Below are 19,166 nucleotides of genomic sequence, written 5' to 3'. Positions count from 1 at the left end.
TCTCAAATAGGATTTGGGATGTTAATAGGACAGCAATACGGGATCGATGGTTCTAAACTACAGGCCGAAGCTGGTAAAGATCTTAGTTTTACAAAAGAACTTCCTGGACTTTTAGGTAATGGTCAGTCTACCGGGGTTCGTGTGATCAAGTACCACCCAACGAATGGTTCTTTCACCGGGCACAAGATCGTTTTCAGATATGCAGATGCTCATCTTATGAAAGCTGAAGCTGCACTTAACGGTGGTGGTGGAGACGCTACAGAATTGGTGAATGAACTTAGAACGATACGTAAGGCTTCTCCTCTTAGTTCAGTTACTTCTGAAGATATTATCGATGAACGTGGTAGAGAACTTTACTCTGAATTCTGGAGAAGAAATGACCTGATCCGTTTTGGTAAGTTTACTGAAGCATGGGGTTATAAAGATGCTTCTGAAGATTACAGAACATTATACCCAATCCCGGCATCGGCGATTATATCTAACCCGAATTTAACTCAGAACGAGGGTTACTAAACTTTTAAAAATTGAATGAAAAGAGGGCTATTTTAGCCCTCTTTTTTTGTTATACATTTGTTAAAATTATTTACCTTTCAACCTGCTCCTCAAAGCGATTTATTATGGAAAAAGCCATTCGGCTTACATATTTCATTTTTATCTTTATCCTGTTCTCAGCCTGTGAGAAAAAGCAAACTCTTTTTCTTAAAAAAAGCAGTGAATCAACCGGAATTGATTTCAGCAATCAGCTTGATCCGGACTCTAACCTAAACATCCTTAATTATCTATATTACTATAATGGCGCTGGTGTGGCTACTGCAGATTATAATAATGATGGACTTCCAGATCTATATTTTACCTCCAATGAGGCATCAGATAAACTCTATCTCAATCTTGGAAATTTTAAATTTCAGGATGTAGCAGCTCAAAGTAATATAGATAATTCTGAAGGCTGGACCACAGGAGTTTCCAATATCGATATTAACAATGATGGGCTCATGGATCTCTATCTTTCAAAAGTAGCAGGCATCGAAGGGCTTCAAGGTCATAACTTATTATACATAAATAAGGGAATCGATGACGATGGGAATTTGAAATTTAAGGAAAGCTCTAAGGAATACGGCCTGGATTTCAGTGGGTTCTCTACTCAATCAGTCTTCCTGGATTATGATCTGGATGGTGACCTGGATCTGTTCTTACTCAATCATTCCATTCATCCCAATAGAAATTATGGTCGTGGCAATAAACGTAGTTCATTTGATACCCGGGCAGGAGATCGAATCTTCAGAAATGACGGAGGAACTTTTGTAGATGTTTCCGAAGAAACAGGTATATTTCAGGGTCCTACGGGCTATGGCCTTGGTGTCGCCGTTGGTGATCTGAATAATGACAATTATCCAGATATCTACGTTGGAAATGATTTCTTCGAGAACGATTACGTCTATATTAATCAGCAGGATGGTACTTTTCAGGATCTAATTACCAGCAGCCCAGATAGTTTTGGTCATACCTCGCATTACTCCATGGGAAATGATATTGCCGACATGAACAATGATGGACTGGCAGATATTGTATCCCTTGATATGCTACCCGAAAATTTACATACCTATAAAACTTCCGGACTGGAGTTTCCTTTCCAGACTTATACCAATTATCTAAGAAATGGATTTGCTCCCCAGTATATGCAAAACACATTGCATATGAATCGCGGAGATCTAAAGTTTTCTGAAGTAGCTTACCTGAGTGGCATTGCTGCAACCGAATGGTCCTGGAGTGCTTTGTTTGCCGATTTTGATAACGATTCCCATCAGGATCTATTCATCACCAATGGTATCAAAGGTGCGACCAATAATATGGATTATATAAAATTCATTTCTACGGAAGAGATTCAGCAACAAATCAGCACCGGTGAAAAAATAGACCTCGAGAATCTTACTAAACGACTTCCAGAAAAAAAGGTTAATAATTACATTTTCCAGAATAGCGGTGATCAAAAGTTCACAAATACTTCTGAAGAGTGGTTACCTGCTCAAAAAAGCTTTAGTCATGGTAGTGTTTATGTAGATCTTGACGATGATGGCGATCTTGATCTGGTTACCAATAATACTGAGGATGCTGCCTTTATTTATGAAAACACTACAACTGAAAGCAACTTCTTAAAGATCGATCTACAAGGTCCTGATAGAAATAGATTCGGGATTGGAGCAAAGGTCACTGTTCATACAAAGGAAATAATACAGATGAAAGAACATTACCTGAGCAGAGGTTATTTGTCTTCACTCGCTCCAGGATTGCATTTTGGTTTGGGATCGAATACAGTAGTAGATTCTGTTACGGTCAAATGGTATGATGGCAGCAAAACGGTATTAGGAAAAGTGAAAGCAAATCAAAAAGTAATTGTTAAGTATTCAGCTTCAGCAAAGAATAATAAAGAAACCGCTAAACTACCAGCATATGAAATTGCTAACGATTCTATTTTGAACTACAAGCATGTTGAACAGGCAAGTCTTGATTTCAATAGGCAACCTTTGAGCTTATTTGCGTATTCCAACTCTGGGCCAACGATGGCGACTGGGGATTTAAATGGAGATGGCCAAATGGATCTGGTTCTGGGCGGTGGCAAGTCACAGCCACTGCAGGTTTTCTTCCAGAACGATGAATTTTTTGAAAAATTTGAGACTTCAGCATTTGAGCCTGATGCCATTTCAGAAAATACCGACATCGCTTTGCTGGATCACGATAATGATGGTGATCTGGACATACTCGTGGTAAGCGGTGGAAATGAATTCAGATCTGGTGATGCAATTCAACCAAAACTATATGTGAATGAAGATGGTCAATTCAGAAAAGACAGTAATAATTTTAACGGACTTTCCTTCAATGCTTCAGGGGTTAGTGTGGCAGACATCAATAATGATGGATTTCAGGACGTCTTTATCTCCTCCAGTATTAAACCGCATGAATTTGGTTCCAGCTCAGAACAGTTTCTTTTTATCAACGATAAAGGTAAATTTAGAGATGCCACCAGGAAATACTTCAAAGAACTTCCCGGGAACGTTCAAACATCAAAATGGGTTGATTTCAACAGAGATGGTTATTTGGACCTAATAATGGCAGGACATTGGAATGCACCGGAGATCTATCTCAATAATAGCGGCAAGTCTTTTTCGAGAATGGATAGTAATTTATCAGATTATCAAGGTTGGTGGAATGATCTGGAGCTTGCCGACTTTGATAACGATGGAGACCTTGATCTTGTGGCTGCGAATTGGGGTCTTAATTCCAGACTTACTGCATCGCGGGAAGAGCCCGTAAATCTTTACCTGAATGACTTTGATGGGAACGCTACTTCAGATCCTATTCTAACATATTTCTATAAAGGTGAAGAAACCGTATTTGCTTCAAAAGATGAACTGGATCAACAATTGCCATATTTGAAGAAAAGATTTAATACCTATGAACAGTTTGCGAATGCAGAGCTTTCAGATATATTTCAGAAGGAAAAATTAGAAGAAGCACAGCTAAAAAACGTTACGGAGCTAGCCTCCTGCTATTTTGAAAATTTCGGAAATGGAACGTTCAAAAAACATGAATTAGCTTTTGAAGCTCAGGTTTCAGTAATGATGTCTATAGAAGTTTCAGATTATAATGCTGATGGTCTCCAAGACATTCTTTTGGCAGGAAATAACTATGAAATAAGCACTCAATTAGGTAGATTAGATGCTTCACACGGTGTTTTACTATTAAATGATGGCAACGCGAATTTCACAGTTTCGAAAGAATTTCCAGCGATCTCCGGGGCAGCACGTGACATAGGAAAAATATGTGTGGGGAACCAGGAATACGTGATCATTACAAGGAACGACGATACTCCTGTAATTTTAAAATCAACGAATAAAAATGAATAGAACCAGTTACTTTCAGGTTTTAGCTATTTGCTTTTCAATATTTATAGTCTCTTGCGATTCAAATAAAAAAAGTGAAGAGAATGATTCCGAAGAAAAAATCCGCTCTCAGAATACTCTTTTTACTGAAATGCTTCCAGAAGAAACAGGAATTGATTTTATCAACGAAGTCAAGAATCAGCCAGACTTCAATATTTTCAAGTACCGGAACTTTTATAATGGTGGTGGTGTTGCCATTGGTGATATTAATAATGACGGACTCCCAGACATCTATCTAACCGCCAATATGAAGCCGAACAAATTATATCTGAACAAGGGTAATTTCGAGTTTGAAGATATTAGTGAATCTGCTGGCGTGGAAGGTAACAAACCATGGTCCACCGGAGTCAATATGGTAGATATCAATAACGACGGCCTCCTCGATATTTATGTAAGTAATGCCGGAAATATGGAAGGCGATAATCACGATAATGATCTGTATATAAATAATGGTGATCTAACTTTTACTCAAAGAGCTCATGAATATAACCTTGCGGAAACCGGATTTAGCACTCATGCATCCTTCTTTGATTATGATAAGGATGGTGATCTGGATGCCTATATTTTAAATAATTCTAACATTCCTGTGAGTACTCTTGGTTTTGCCGAGCAAAGGAATATTCGAGCGCAAGACTGGGAGGGAGTGCCAAAAATTTTCAGAGGAGTAGGAGATATGCTGCTTAGAAATGATGACGGCGTATTTACCGATGTAAGCGAGGACGCAGGTATCTTCGGAAGTCTGATAGGTTTTGGGCTTGGTGTGATGGTTAGTGATTTCAACAACGACCTGTATCCAGATATTTATGTGTCCAATGATTTCTACGAGCGTGATTATTTATACATCAATAATCAGGATGGCACCTTTACTGAAGAAATTGAAAACTGGACTCAGCACTTATGTCTTTCTGCGATGGGAGTGGATATGGCAGATATCAATAATGATGGTTTTGCTGATATTTTTATCACCGATATGCTTCCCGATACTGAAGAAAGGGTGAAATCTGTGATGGAATTTGAAGGTTACAACGTCTTTAAACTGAAGCAAAGCAAGGATTTTTTCCAGCAATACATTCATAATACGCTGCAATTAAATAATGGGAACGAGTCATTTTCAGAGATCGCTCATTTTAGTGGCGTTGAAAGTACAGACTGGAGTTGGGCAGGTCTTATTTTTGATATGGATAATGATGGAAACCGTGATATATATGTTACCAATGGAATTAATCATGATCTAACAGATCTGGATTTTGTTGAGTTCTTTGCTAATGAGATCATTCAGAAAATGGCTTTAACAGGGAAAAAGGAGGCAATTGATTCTATTATCAATAAAATGCCAGTAACCAAGTTGCCTAATTATGCTTTTCAAAATCAGGGTAATCTTAAATTCAAAAACAAGGCTGAAGAATGGGGGTTGGGCTTACCAAGTCTTAGTAATGGCTGCGCATATGGTGATCTTGATAATGATGGAGATCTTGATCTGGTTGTAAATAACGTTAATATGAATTCCTTTATTTACAGAAACAATTCTGAAAAGATTGCAGATCATAATTACCTTAGAATTAAGCTGGAAGGTGCCGATAAGAACAGGTTCGCGATTGGAGCTGTTGTCAAAATGTATGCAGGAGAAGAGGTCATTTTGCAGGATGAAAATCCGTCTCGGGGCTTTCAGTCCTCTATGGATTACGTGATGAATATTGGTCTAGGTAAGAAACAGAACCTTGATTCCTTGAGAGTGATCTGGCCAGACAATGCGACTCAATTGCTTCAAAATGTAAAAGCTAATCAAACTTTAGTGCTGAATCATTCCGAAGCTAAGGATCAGTTTAAGATCGAGAAACGAACAAATTCAAAGACCCTGCTTACCGAAGTTTCCAACGATAAACTGGAAAGTCATACTGAAAATCAATATACAGATTTTGATTATGAAGGAATGATCTATAAAAAATTGAGCCAGGAAGGTCCGGCAATGGCAGTTGGCGATATCAATAATGATGGAAATGAGGATGTATTTATTGGCGGGGCTAAAAAACAAGCTGGAACTATTTATCTGAATCGTAGAAATGGAAATCTGCAGAAAATGAATCAACCCGCTTTGATTGCCGATGCGATGTTTGAAGATACCGCAGCTGCATTCTTTGATGCAAACGGCGATGGGAAAATAGATCTAATGATAGGCTCTGGAGGGAACGAGATTGGCGAATCTAAGAATTACCGTCCAAGACTTTACCTAAACGATGGTCGAGGGAATTTTAAACCAACACAGGCGAAGATCCCTTCCGTAGAACAAAACGTGGCTACGATCGCTCCCCATGATTTCGACAATGATGGTGACGTGGATATTTTTATAGGTTCCAGAAGTGTTGCGGTAAATTATGGAATTGACCCACAACATTTATTTCTCGAAAATCAAGGGAATGGTGAATTTGTGAATGCCACAGAAAGAGTTGCTTATGATGTTAAATATGCCGGGATGATTACCGATGCCACCTGGGAAGATATAGATGGCGACGGAAAAAAAGACCTGATCACAGTTTCAGATTGGGGTGCGCCTCATGTTTATACTAATTCTGGAAATAGATTAAGCCTGCTTAAGAATGACCTGGAAAAGTATACCGGATGGTGGAATACGGTGGAAACTGCAGATCTGGATAATGACGGTGATATGGACCTGGTTTTGGGGAATAAGGGAGCCAACCTGGCATATGAGACCAGTTTTGAAAATCCTATGAAATTGTGGGTAAATGATTACGATGATAATGGAACTATCGAACAGATCGTAACCTTGCATAGCGAAGGCAAGGACTATCCATTGCACATGAAGAAGGAGATGATTTCCCAACTCGTTTTTTTAAAAAAGGAAAATTTGAAAGCTTCAGAATACGCTAAGAAAACCGTACAGGAATTAATTCCTGATCAAAAAATTCAGAATTCTATAGTCAAAGAAGCGAATATTTCAGAAACAATCATAGCTATCAATGACGGGAAAGGTCAGTTTAAGATTCAGAAACTTCCGGGACGAGTTCAGTTTTCTTGCGTTTGCGGGATATCATGCGTAGACGTTAACAATGACGGTAATCTTGATTTGGTGATGGCTGGTAATGATTTTGAATTTAAACCACAATTTAGCCGACTTGATGCTGGTTATGGTAACGTATTGCTTGGCGACGGAAATATGAATTTTGAATGGAAAGATTTTAAAGAAAGTGGTTTTCATATTCGGGACGAAGTCAAGTTCCTGAAACGTATTCGTGATAAGAATGGGAAGACTTTTATAATCGCTGCTATTAATGACCAAAAACCTCGAATTTTTGAAATCAGCAATCCGTAGATTCTTTATTTCTTTCCTGGTTATTTTTCTTTTCTCCTGTGCTAAGGACAGAGAAAAGGAGCAGGAATCACTGTTTTTTAGTAATCTCAAGGCAGAGGTAACTGGCATTGATTTTATCAACGAGCTTACAGAAACCCGGGACCAGAACATTCTGGATTATCTCTATTTCTACAATGGAGGAGGCGTAAGTATTGGAGACATCAATAACGACGGACTTCCAGATATTTATTTCACCGGAAACCAGGTTCAAAATCGGTTGTATCTCAATAAAGGATCCCTGAAATTCGAAGATATTACTGAAACGGCTGGAGTTGGTGGTCAAAGCACATGGAATACAGGTACCACCATGGCCGATGTAAATGGCGATGGATTATTGGATATCTACGTTTCTGCAGTAGTAGGCGTGAATGGATTTCTCGGCCATAACGAATTATTCATCAATAACGGTGATCTTACTTTTACCGAAAGGGCGGCTGAATATGGTCTTGATCTGGACACTTACAGTTCCCAGACTTCATTTTTTGACCTTGACAATGATGGTGATCTTGATGCATATATTTTGAATCATGCCGTGCACACCAATGAATCATTCGGGCCGGCAAATATCAGGAATAACCGGGTTTATGAAAGCGGTGATAAATTGATGCTTAACGAAAACGGTAAGTTTAGGGACATCAGTGAGCAAGCGGGAATCTATGGTGGCGCGAATTCGTATGGACTTGGTATTACTACTGCCGATTTTAATAATGATGGATTTACAGATGTTTATATAGGAAATGATTTTCATGAAGATGATTACTACTACCTTAATAACGGGGACGGTACTTTCAGCGAGGAACTAAAAACGAGGTTTGGTCATACTTCCAGGTTTTCCATGGGAAATGATGCGGCAGATATCAATAATGATGGATTCGTAGACTTGATCACACTGGACATGCTTCCAGAAGACGAAACCGTTCTGAAATCTTCCGCAGGAGATGACAATGTGAACCTTGACCGTTTTCGTATAGAGAAACTCGGTTATCACCCGCAATACACCCGTAATATGTTGCAGATCAATAAAGGCGGTAAATTCTTTGCAGAAACAGCTTTGATGAGCGGAGTAGCAGCTACAGACTGGAGTTGGGGACCTCTTTTTGCAGATTTTGATCAGGATGGATCTCAGGATCTTTTTATAAGTAACGGGATACCCAGACGTCCTAATGATCTGGATTACGTGAAATATACTTCTAACGAGCAAATTCAGAAGAAGCTTGATAAAACCACGATCGTGGATAATGAAGTGCTCGGCAAAATGCCTTCGGGAGCAGTGACAAATTATGCCTTTAAGGGTTCTGGGAGTGGACAGTTTGAAAATGTAACCAATAAATGGATCGCAAATGATTCCATTATTTCAACGGGAGTGGCCTATGGCGATCTGGATAATGATGGCGATCTCGATATTGTAACCAATAACATTAATGCACCTGCCAGTATCTATATCAATGATTTTGCTGAAGGAAATTATTTAAAACTGAAACTTCAGGGACCAGATTTGAATTCCTTAGGAATAGGCACCAAAGCGGTTATTTTTACTTCTGAAGGTTTTCAAGTACGACAATTATATAGCACTAAAGCTTTTCAGTCTTCATCTGAACCTTTGATACATTTCGGCTTAAAACAAGGAGAAACTGTAGATAGTCTAAGACTATTCTGGCCTGGAAATCGTTCTCAACGTATCATTTCACCAGAATTAAATTCTACTCTTTCGCTGAATTTTTCCAATGCAAATGATAGTATCAAAACTTCTGAAATATTTAAATCCCGAAGCGATTTTCAATTCAAAAGAACTGAAAACTTTGGGATCGATTATGAGCATAAGGAGAATACTTATAATGATTTTGATGTGCAAAAATTGATACCACATCAAACTTCAGATCTTGGACCTGCCGTTCAGGTAGCAGATTTGAATAATGACGGGGCGGAAGATATCATTTTTGGAGCATCCAGGTTTAAGCCTGCAGCTGTGTATTATCAGCAAAAAGGTGAATTCAGAAAAAAGAATTTTAAGGCAATATCAAGTGATTCATTGGCCGAAGACGCTTCGATAACTATTGCAGATCTCAATAGTGACGGACTCCAGGATATCTTGATAGCTTCAGGCGGAGGAGAGTCTGTTGGTAAGAATAAGTGGTTGCAGGACAGGATCTATTATAATTCTAAAGAAGGGGATTTCCAGAAGTCGGAGTTGCTTCCTCAACTATTCCTTAATTCTTCTGTGATCAAAACTGCCGATTATGATGATGACGGTGATGTGGATATTTTTATCGGCAGTAACGCACAGAATTATCAGTATGGAGCGATCCCAAAGTCGGTACTATTACGAAATGACAACGGCAAATTTACTGAAGTACAACCTGGGATTTTTGAGAACATTGGAATGGTGAATGATATGATCTGGACAGATATTGATAGTGATCAAGATCTGGATATGATGATGGTAGGCGAGTGGATGTCTCCTCAAATCCTGGAAAATAACAACGGAACATTTGCAAAATCGGCTGCTTTGGAAAATATGCCACTCAATGGATTATGGCAAACCTTGATAGCTTCTGATATTGATCACGATGGAGATATGGATTACCTTTTGGGTAACTGGGGCCTAAATACTAAACTAAAAGCTTCTGCCGAGCATCCTCTAAAATTATATCATAAGGATTTTGATAAAAATGGCCTGACTGAAACCATCATCGCAATGGAAAAAGGTGGGAAGTATTATATGCCGTATGGTCTTGACGAATTGAGCGCACAGCTGAACCAGATGCGTAAGAAGTTCCCTCAGTATAAAGACTATGCAGGAAAAAGCATTGATGAGATCTTTTCTAAAGAAGAACTAGACTCTGCAAGCCTGCTGGAAGTACATACATTATCATCTGGCTACCTGGAGAATAACAATGGGAAATTCAGTTTTAGGGCTTTTGATAAAGAGCTGCAAACAGCTCCTATACGTGCAATGCTCAGTTATGATTTCAATGAAGATGGCAGGACAGAAGTGCTGGTAGGTGGTAATTATTTTGGGATAACGCCGTATCATGGTAGATTTGATGCGATGGGTGGAATGCTGATGTTAAATCAGGATAAAATTCTCGATTCTGATGAAATTGGTTTAAATTTATCACAAAAATCTGTTAAAGATTTTTCGATCATTAAAATTGCTAACAAGTCCTATCTTATAGTGACCATAAATAATTCAGAAATTGAAATCTATGAATTCAGTTTTTAAAAATTTTACCATCTTATCATGTTGTCTGCTTCTTTTCATTTCCTGTTCAAAGGAAGAGAAAGAGATCGTTGTAACAGCAGATGATTTTCATACTGCCAATGAACACATCAGTAAAACGATGGTGCACGATATCTTTTCACCTCCTGTGGCAAGTAGAGTATATGCATATTCCAATATCGCTGCTTATGAAGTCATGGCGCAGTTTGATGAGAATTATCAAAGTCTTTCAGGTCAGTTGACCAATCTCGAGGAAGTTCCGGCTCCAGAATCTGATCTCACAAACCCTGAAGTTGCGGCAATTGTAGCATTTTACGACATAGCAACCAGCCTGGTATTTTCAGAAGATAAAGTGACTATCAAAAGTGATAGTTTATTTACCAAGTGGAAAAATACGAATGAAAGATCCTTTAAAGTTTCCGAAGCTTATGGGAAAAGGGTAGCCGCTCATATAAAGGATTGGTTGAAACAGGATAATTATTCTGAAACGCGAACTATGCCCAAATTTTCTATTCTTACAGATGATGAAAGCAGATGGCAGCCAACGCCTCCTTCTTATATGGATGGGATCGAACCACACTGGATGAAAATCAGACCTTTCGTGATCAAAGAAGCTGATCAGTTTAAACCGGCACCACCACCAGAATTTTCTATGGAAGAAGGCTCTAGATTTCACACAGAACTCATGGAAGTTTATAATATTAGAGAGAAAATCGCTAAAGACGAGGAGAACAGCGAAGAAATGGCGATCGCCAAGTTCTGGGACTGCAATCCCTATGTTTCGATATTAAGAGGACACTTAATGTTTGCTACTAAAAAGATCACTCCGGGAGGTCACTGGATGGGAATTGTAAAAATTGCCTGCCAGAAGGATGAAGCCGACTTCAGTAAATCTGTTTATGCGTATTCTAAGACTGCCATAGCTATCGCAGATGGTTTTATTAGTTGCTGGGATGAAAAGTATCGTAGCAACCTTGTTAGACCTGAAACGATTATCAATAAATATATAGACGAGAACTGGACATCTGTACTGCAAACACCGCCATTTCCAGAATATACAAGTGGACATTCTGTAATTTCTGCGGCTGCAGCCACGGCTTTGACAGATATTTTTGGTGATAACTTTGCATTTGATGATGATACTGAAGTAGATTATGGACTACCGGTTAGAAGCTTCGAATCATTCAATAAAGCTTCACAAGAGGCGGCAAACAGCAGATTATACGGAGGTATTCATTACCGGGCTGCCATTGAAGTTGGCTTAGCCCAGGGACAGGATCTTGGAAAATATGTCATCGATAATCTTCAAATGACAAAATCTACTGAAAATTCCGAATTAGCTTCCAAATAACATGATGAAGAAGTTTATTATTATCCTGCTGGGTGTTCTACTCTTTAGCCTGGCTTGGTTTTTATTCATAAAAGAATACGATTACCAGTTTAGATTTCGGGCAAATCATTCACCTGCCATGGTTCAGCAAGAACTTAAAAAAATAGAAAGTTATAGCATTTTTGATAGTGAACCGGCAATCTCCTATCAACAAACTGACGGATATGATGCACTAAAACAAACCCTGGAATTTGGAGATCGGGAACTTGATCTTCTTTGGGAGCTTGAAAACCAAAAAGATACCGCTACTAATATTTCTTTAAATGTAGCATCGGGTGAGAAAATTAAAAACAGGCTGGCGTTATTGAATCCATTTTCTAAAAGTGAATATATAGATAGCCTCGAAAATTCATTTCTCAAATTTGGTAAGGAGCTTCTTATAAAGCAGTCGGCTTATAAAGTGCAGGTTATAGACAGTATTGTTTATTCCCCGGCACTAGATTGTATTTGCAAACCTGCTGAAGATATTAAGGTTGAGAACAAGGCAATGCAGATGGTCAGGGATATTGGTTATCTCGAAGACTTCCAGATAGCTCATCGGTTAAAACTGACCGGATACCCTTTTGTAAAAATTCGAGCCTGGGATCAGGAGGCGGGGACCATAGATTACAATTTTTGTTTCCCGGTAAATCTTGCCCAGAATATAAGGCCCAATACATTTATTGAATTTCAGCAATTTCCAGCTACCACATCTTTGAAAGCGATCTATAATGGGAATTACAGAAGCTCAGATCTTGCATGGCACGAATTGCTTTCTGAAGCTAAGAACAGGGACCTTAAGACAAGTAATTTACCACTGGAGATCTTCTGGAACAATCCTAAAACTGGTGGTGAAGCATTAAGCTGGAAAGCCGAGATCTTTATGCCTGTGAAGCCTGAGAATTAAAATCTGCCGGTACCACAACCTTTAGTTTGTCATCCATAATACAAATTTTCACCTCAGAACTTTCTCCTTTGAATTCTCCATCGATCTGAAAGGCTACAGGCTTTTTACAGGTGATCTTTGCTTCTTTTACCTGAAAGGTTTCAACAACATCAGAATTAATATCGTTTTCATTACGTACAGTCTTAACTATTTCTACCAAATCTAGTTTTTTATAAATAATGATCTCAAACTTACCATCGTCCATCTTTCCAGTGGGATTGATATTAGCCCCAGTACCATACTTATTTGCATTCGCTATGGCAAGAAGTGCACCGCTGGTTTGTCGTTTTTTAAAGTTGGTTTCTACTTCAAAATCAAAAGGATATTCACTATTTATCAATGTTGGAAGTGATTGCAATAAATACCCGAATTTCCCCCGAAATCTGGAGTCTTCATAATTCTGAATAAGTTCAGCATTTACACCAAAATCACTGAGATGAAGACAGATATCGTCATTCATTTTTAGTAGATCCATTTCGAAAATAGTGTCACCAAAGGCTATTTTCACCTGTTCTTCAATAGATTCGGGGATGCCGAAATTTGTAGCTAATCCATTTGCAGATCCTGCGGGAATAATGCCTAAGGGAATACTATAGCTTTTTATCGCTTTGGCTACCAGGTTAATAGTCCCATCCCCACCTATTGCAATGATCCTTTCGATCTTTAGCGATTTCAAGCGATCCTGGATCTTCTGAACGTCCTCTTTTCCAGTAGTAGCGAAAAGATGTATAGTGATTTGATGAGTTTTTGCATAATCACGTGCCTGTTGGATAATCTGCTTTTTATCCAAATCACCGGAAATAGGGTTCACTATCAATAAAACTTGGTTAAAATTCATGTGTTATTGGTTGATATACCTCTAAAATTAAGTATTTTGGAACGGAGTGATTTTAAAAAAAGGCCAAATTTTGAAGCTTGATCTTAAACTTTATCGGGGTTATGTAAATGAAAAAGAACTAGTTGTTTTTGGACATCTGTTCCAATCCTGGGCTCCAGATAAATATAGTGTAGACAGGAAAGGAATTAAACACGCTTATGCTTTACTTCATAAATTTCGTATTGAACCGTTACCCAACTATGAAGTTCATTTAAAATTTCAGGATATGGAAGTTAGCACAAGAACCCTGGATGATGGATATTTTAGATTTACTGTACCCTATGACTCTAAGATAGAGCCGGGATGGCACGAGTATGAAGTTACCTGTAACACTGGCGATATTGGAATGATAGAAAAAGGTGAGCTGCTAAAGCCGCATCCTGGCAAACTTGCTATCATTTCAGATATCGATGATACTTTCCTTGTTTCACACAGCAGTAAGTTTTTTAAAAAGATCTACGTAATGCTGTCTAAGAATATCAACAATCGTAAGATATTTGAAGAGGTAAAGGATCATTATCATAAGCTAAGCAGGGCGGGTAGAGAAGAAGATAATTCGTTTAATTCATTTTTCTATGTGTCTTCCAGCGAATGGAATCTATACGATTTCATTGATGAATTCGCACGTTTGCACGATCTTCCTAAAGCTGTGATCAAATTAAAGCAGATAAAGACCGGATTGATGGATTTCATTAAAACGGGTAGGGGAGATCACGATCATAAGTTTGTTAAGATCAAAGATATTATATCATTTTATCCACATCTGGAATATGTCCTTTTAGGTGATGACTCTCAGCATGATCCTTATTTATACGAACGAATTTGCAAAACATTTCCAAAAAATATTAGAGCGATCTATATACGGCAGACTTCTAAATCTCCAAAAAAAGAAATTCAGGAAGTGCTGGCTAATATTGAAAGTATGAATGTAAAAACCTGCTATTTCAGGGATAGTAAGCTTGCCATAGAACATTCTGAGAAGATCGGAATAATCTAGAATGCATTGAAAAAAAAGCCCTTCCGGAGAAGAGCTCTTAATCTGCTTATTCTATTTTAAATATTTTGGTTTCTTTAAAAGTCGGCATTTCTATTTGGTTCATTTCTTCCTTAAAATCTGGCCATACATCCCTATAGAATTCGTTCGTTTTGTTTAAAGCCTCCTGAAGTTCCTCCCGCGCCTGCTCCATAAGAATTTCTTCAGTTTTTGTAATACCATTCTGCCTGGATCGTACATAACTGGATGCCGTACCAAGCCTTGTCATCACTGTATTCTCACTGTTTCTTGTAATGCCCTGTCTATCATCAACTTTTCCTAAAAAGAGCGCGATATGTTCCTCCAGCTTCTTATTAATGGAGTCTGCACTCCTTATTGCCGACTTCCTTTCTGAAGTATCTTTCAGGTTTTGTTTAAGATCTTCGGCGAAATTTTCTGCTGTGTTCTTACTCTTTACTAATTGTTCTACTGCATCTGCGACGGTTTGTTGCCATTTTTCGATCTTCTGGGCTGCTTCGTATACTTCTGAAATACTCTTTTCTGAAACCTGCAGACGAGGATCTGATTTCACCTCCATCATTTCTTCGGAAGTTTCTCCGTTGAAACTCATCACGAGTCGGTAATCGCCCGGCTTTACAGCGACACCGCCTGGTTCTCTTTTCGATTCTCTGATAGATCTTGAAGGCCTGTCTGCTCCCTTTTCATCCAGATACCATTTTATAGTGTAAATTCCAGTGCTATCCGGAGCCTTCTGCTTCAAGGTTCTTATCAAACGGTCTGCATCGTAGATCTTCAGATTTATACTATCGGCATTAGCTTTTTTATCTACCTCTTCATCAGCAGTTTTATCTTCTATTATATTCGCTTTCTCATCCTTAATTTTCTCTTCCGAAGAATCGATTTTTATAAAGTAAGAGATTCGTGCTCCCTGCTCGCGATTTTCACCCTGATAGACTGCATCACCACCAAATCTACTTCCAGTTGGTTGCTGTGTGGCATTGTGATAAGCTACAGGTGGTTCAAACAAGGTTAGTTTATTCTCCAGGATCGTATTTTCGCCTGCAAGTTTTCTAAATGGCCTGATATCGTCAAGAACCCAGGCTGCACGCCCAAAGGTTCCAATGACCAGATCATGCTCACGTGGATGTATCACCAAATCCTTTACTGAAACTGTAGGGAAACCATGGGTGTATTTCTCCCAGTTCTTACCTGCATCAAGCGAAATATACAGTCCATCATCTGTTCCCAGGAACAATAGATTTTCTTCCACCGGGTCTTCTATAATGCTAAGGGCATAGCTCTCAGTATCCTTGTTGCCAACAATTCGCTCCCAGCTTTTTCCATAATTTCTGGTTCTATAGGCGTAAGGCTCATAATTGAATCTTCGGTAATCATTTGCGACTAGCAATGCTTCGCCTTTTCGCTTATTACTAGCCTTGATTTGTACGATCCAGCTCCCTTCCGGTAGTTTTGGTAAATTATCTGATACGTCTGTCCAGTTTGCGCCACCATCGCGGGTATATTGAACTTTCCCATCATCTGTCCCAACCCATAACATATCTTCTTCTAATGGAGAAGGCTCAATAACCAGGATGGTGGTAAAGTTTTCAGCTCCGGTGGCATCCATGGTAAGTCCGCCACTTTCAGTTTGCTTCTGCTTTTCAGGATCATTGGTAGTTAGGTCTGGTGAAATAATCTCCCAGGTTAAGCCTTTATCTGTGCTTTTGTGAACAAATTGACTTCCGAAGTAAATAGTATTGTTATTGAACGGATCAATATTTATAGCTGAATTCCAGTTAAATCGAAGTTCCACATCAGGATCTGGATGTGTAGGTCTTACCGAATAGTTATTCCCGGTTTCATGATCGTATCTGCTAACATATCCCTGCTGACTCATACTCCATCCATATCTGCTGTCATCTCGATCTGGAACCACATCAAAGCCATCACCAAAGCTAATTTCCTGCCAGTAAGAATTTCGGATTCCCTGTGCTTTCCACACGTAAGCGGGACCTCTCCAGCTTCCATTGTCCTGCATTCCACCATACACATTGTAAGGAAATTCATTGTCCACAGCAATATGATAGAATTGAGCAACAGGAAGATTGGCTACAAATCTCCAGCTTTTGCCACGATCTTTAGAAATATTGAGTCCGCCATCATTCCCGTCCATTAAAAAACTTCCATCTTCCGGATGAATCCAGAAGGCGTGATGATCTGGATGTATACCATTGTCTACGCCATAAGCCGGCATCAATTCTTTAAAACTATTACCGCCATCTTCAGAAACGTTTACGTAGGTAAAAACAGAATACAAACGATTCTCATTCTGAGGGTCTACAAACAAATCCGAATAATAAAATGGTCGGTTTCCAATTTCATCCTTATCGTTTATCATTTTCCAGCTAAACCCACCATCTTCAGATTTGTAGAGAGCATTCTTTTTCGACTCAACTAAAGCATACATAATATTGGAATCGGAAGCTGCGATGGCAAGTCCAATTCTACCCAGTTCTCCCTTGGGAAGTCCGTCCTTTTCTGTTTTCTTTTTCCATGTCTTTCCACCATCGAAGGTTATGTAAAGCCCGGAACCTTCACCACCCGATTTAAAAAACCAGGGATCCCTCTTATGTTCCCACATCGCAGCCACCAGTTTATTGGGATTATTTGGATCCATCACCAGGTCTGCAGCACCAGAAAGATTATTGGTATACAGAATTTTGTTCCAGGATTCACCACCATCGGTAGTTTTGTAAACTCCTCTTTCCTCGTGCTCACCCCAGGGTGAACCTATTGCCGCAACATAAACTATATCGGGATTATCGGGATGTATGATAACACGGTGAATATGACGGGTTTTTTCCAGGCCCATACTATTCCAGGTTCTGCCTCCATCAAGACTTTTATAAATTCCGTAGCCACCATTGAGGCTATTTCTGGGATTACCTTCACCAGTTCCAACCCAAATAACCGATGGATTTGATTGTTGCACCGCAACTGCTCCTATAGAAGCAGTAACTTCATTATCGAAAATAGGTTCCCATTTGATGCCCGCACTGGTAGATTTCCATAATCCACCGGATGCTGTCCCTGCGTACATAATATCTGGGTCGCTGTTAACCACATCTATGGAAGTTACACGTCCACTCATCCCGGCTGGACCAATATTTCGGGGAGTTTTGTTTTTAAAAAGTTCAAGATCGAAGTTCTGTGCTGTAAGATTGGTGGTAATTATTAAAGCAAAAAGCTTTAACAGGTAGGAATATTTCATGAAAATGTTCAAATTTTTAATATGATCTCAAGTTAGCAATTTTCTCTTAATCGATTTTTAAACACAAATCAAAAAAAGGGACTTTAAAAAGTCCCTTTGTATTATTTTCTTCTGATGAATTCCCTCCGACTATAAAAATCTTCAGGATCATCTAAGTTTCGGTCATCATGCTGCCATTGTTGATCTTCGTCGATTGACTTTTCAGGTTTGAATCCTGTATGTTTAACGTGAAAATCCTGGGAACGATGGTGATCATCTATAGGTTTTCTAGATTCGTTTAATGATCGCCCGGAATAGGAATCATCCTGCGAAGTTCTTTTTTCCGAAGTGTTTAGCTCTTCACCAGCCTTACGATCTAAGAATTGGCGATCATCCCGGCCGGTATCAATTCTTGTATCCACCGCAGCTTTACGGTCTTCTGAAGAATATTGCATATTTTCTCGTTCTCTCTCAACCCGTCTTTCTTCTTCGGAAAGCTTATCATATCCGTGATCACGATTTTCATTCATTATTGATTCATCTAAAGTAGAATGATTATGATCAGTGTTTTCGGTCTTGTGTAACTCATCATGATTGTTATGATCTCTATCTCTATTGTAGGATCCCAATACATGATGCTCATAATTTCTGCTAATATCTGTCCCGGATCTATAGCGCTTGGTTTCGGCGAAAGTCTGGTAATCTATTCCATCTGTAAATACGTACTTTTCAGTAGCGTTGATATCGATTAGTCCAATTGGAATGATGATATGATTTTCACCTTCTTTGTTGATAAACTCCTTAAACTCACTTTGATGCTGAGTGGAGTAGGGGTCGTGGTTTTTGTCTATAATGTCCTGTTCTACCTGAACATCTACATAGACTACTTTTCCCAATTCTTTATTCACTAAGAGGTTATCTACTTTTCCTATTGTCTTTTTATCTCGATCCAGTAGTTTCCAACCACGAATATCATGATCATGATTGTCTACTTTGTATCCTTTTAGCTGGCTTAAATGTACCAGGTGTTTTTCTTTTGTACTCATAACTAATATTTTAACTCAGGAGGTTTGTGTTTTCATTAGATCTCTCAAATATCAAAGTAATATCATCAGTCTCATCAATTTCGTTATCATCGTTTTCAGCCATACTTCCGTAGAAATATAAGAACGCAAGAATTGCGAGGATAATTACTAAGAGAATCC

10 protein-coding genes are annotated in these 19,166 nt (G+C 38.9%); 7 read left to right on the top strand and 3 right to left on the bottom strand.

Annotated features, from left to right (window positions below; genetic code table 11):
• The 6 genes from ACNI3T_RS13325 to ACNI3T_RS13300 form a co-directional block, all read left to right on the top strand.
• A partial coding sequence (locus tag ACNI3T_RS13325) for a RagB/SusD family nutrient uptake outer membrane protein (protein ID WP_418228219.1) occupies positions 1–513 on the top strand: 513 nt, incomplete at its 5' end.
• Between the two features lie 104 nt (positions 514–617).
• Positions 618–3,902, top strand: a complete 3,285-nt coding sequence (locus tag ACNI3T_RS13320; protein ID WP_418228218.1) for a VCBS repeat-containing protein — start codon at positions 618–620, stop codon at positions 3,900–3,902.
• Positions 3,895–7,266 (top strand): VCBS repeat-containing protein, encoded by a 3,372-nt coding sequence (locus ACNI3T_RS13315; protein WP_418228217.1) that lies wholly within the window; start codon positions 3,895–3,897, stop codon positions 7,264–7,266. The genes ACNI3T_RS13320 and ACNI3T_RS13315 overlap by 8 nt, the downstream gene beginning before the upstream one ends.
• Positions 7,226–10,528 carry a VCBS repeat-containing protein gene (locus ACNI3T_RS13310; RefSeq protein ID WP_472272716.1) on the top strand — a complete coding sequence of 1,101 codons (3,303 nt, stop codon included), beginning with the start codon at positions 7,226–7,228 and terminating at the stop codon, positions 10,526–10,528. The genes ACNI3T_RS13315 and ACNI3T_RS13310 overlap by 41 nt, the downstream gene beginning before the upstream one ends.
• Positions 10,512–11,876, top strand: a complete 1,365-nt coding sequence (locus tag ACNI3T_RS13305) for a vanadium-dependent haloperoxidase (protein WP_418228215.1) — start codon at positions 10,512–10,514, stop codon at positions 11,874–11,876. Before ACNI3T_RS13310 ends, ACNI3T_RS13305 begins: the two co-directional genes overlap by 17 nt.
• Before the next feature lie 4 nt (positions 11,877–11,880).
• Positions 11,881–12,801 (top strand): GyrI-like domain-containing protein, encoded by a 921-nt coding sequence (locus ACNI3T_RS13300; protein WP_418228214.1) that lies wholly within the window; start codon positions 11,881–11,883, stop codon positions 12,799–12,801.
• Here the strand turns inward: ACNI3T_RS13300 and ACNI3T_RS13295 are convergent.
• Positions 12,776–13,678 carry a diacylglycerol/lipid kinase family protein gene (locus ACNI3T_RS13295; RefSeq protein WP_418228213.1) on the bottom strand — a complete coding sequence of 301 codons (903 nt, stop codon included), beginning with the start codon at positions 13,676–13,678 and terminating at the stop codon, positions 12,776–12,778. The two genes, ACNI3T_RS13300 and ACNI3T_RS13295, sit on opposite strands and share 26 nt — an antisense overlap.
• A gap of 70 nt (positions 13,679–13,748) precedes the next feature.
• On the opposite strand from ACNI3T_RS13295, the gene ACNI3T_RS13290 reads away from it, so the two are divergent.
• Positions 13,749–14,714 (top strand): App1 family protein, encoded by a 966-nt coding sequence (locus ACNI3T_RS13290; protein ID WP_418228212.1) that lies wholly within the window; start codon positions 13,749–13,751, stop codon positions 14,712–14,714.
• Between the two features lie 46 nt (positions 14,715–14,760).
• Here the strand turns inward: ACNI3T_RS13290 and ACNI3T_RS13285 are convergent, their stop codons facing one another.
• Both ACNI3T_RS13285 and ACNI3T_RS13280 read right to left on the bottom strand, forming a co-directional pair.
• Positions 14,761–17,982 carry a VPS10 domain-containing protein gene (locus ACNI3T_RS13285; protein ID WP_418228211.1) on the bottom strand — a complete coding sequence of 1,074 codons (3,222 nt, stop codon included), beginning with the start codon at positions 17,980–17,982 and terminating at the stop codon, positions 14,761–14,763.
• 101 nt (positions 17,983–18,083) lie between these two features.
• Positions 18,084–19,007 (bottom strand): PRC-barrel domain-containing protein, encoded by a 924-nt coding sequence (locus ACNI3T_RS13280; protein ID WP_418228210.1) that lies wholly within the window; start codon positions 19,005–19,007, stop codon positions 18,084–18,086.
• Positions 19,008–19,166: the final 159 nt, after the last annotated feature.

The sequence above is a fragment of the Christiangramia qingdaonensis genome, assembly GCF_048381525.1.
GTDB lineage: Bacteria > Bacteroidota > Bacteroidia > Flavobacteriales > Flavobacteriaceae > Christiangramia.
Note: the sequence above shows the minus strand (reverse complement) of the source record. Positions and strands in the feature narration are given on the sequence as shown.

Excerpts from the sequence above, each read along its gene's own strand:
- ACNI3T_RS13320 (WP_418228218.1), top strand. The coding sequence starts at position 618 with ATGGAAAAAGCCATTCGGCTTACATATTTCATTTTTATCTTTATCCTG.
- ACNI3T_RS13315 (WP_418228217.1), top strand. The coding sequence starts at position 3,895 with ATGAATAGAACCAGTTACTTTCAGGTTTTAGCTATTTGCTTTTCAATA.
- ACNI3T_RS13310 (WP_472272716.1), top strand. The coding sequence starts at position 7,226 with ATGACCAAAAACCTCGAATTTTTGAAATCAGCAATCCGTAGATTCTTT.
- ACNI3T_RS13305 (WP_418228215.1), top strand. The coding sequence starts at position 10,512 with ATGAATTCAGTTTTTAAAAATTTTACCATCTTATCATGTTGTCTGCTT.
- ACNI3T_RS13300 (WP_418228214.1), top strand. The coding sequence starts at position 11,881 with ATGAAGAAGTTTATTATTATCCTGCTGGGTGTTCTACTCTTTAGCCTG.
- ACNI3T_RS13295 (WP_418228213.1), bottom strand. The coding sequence starts at position 13,678 with ATGAATTTTAACCAAGTTTTATTGATAGTGAACCCTATTTCCGGTGAT.
- ACNI3T_RS13285 (WP_418228211.1), bottom strand. The coding sequence starts at position 17,982 with ATGAAATATTCCTACCTGTTAAAGCTTTTTGCTTTAATAATTACCACC.
- ACNI3T_RS13280 (WP_418228210.1), bottom strand. The coding sequence starts at position 19,007 with ATGAGTACAAAAGAAAAACACCTGGTACATTTAAGCCAGCTAAAAGGA.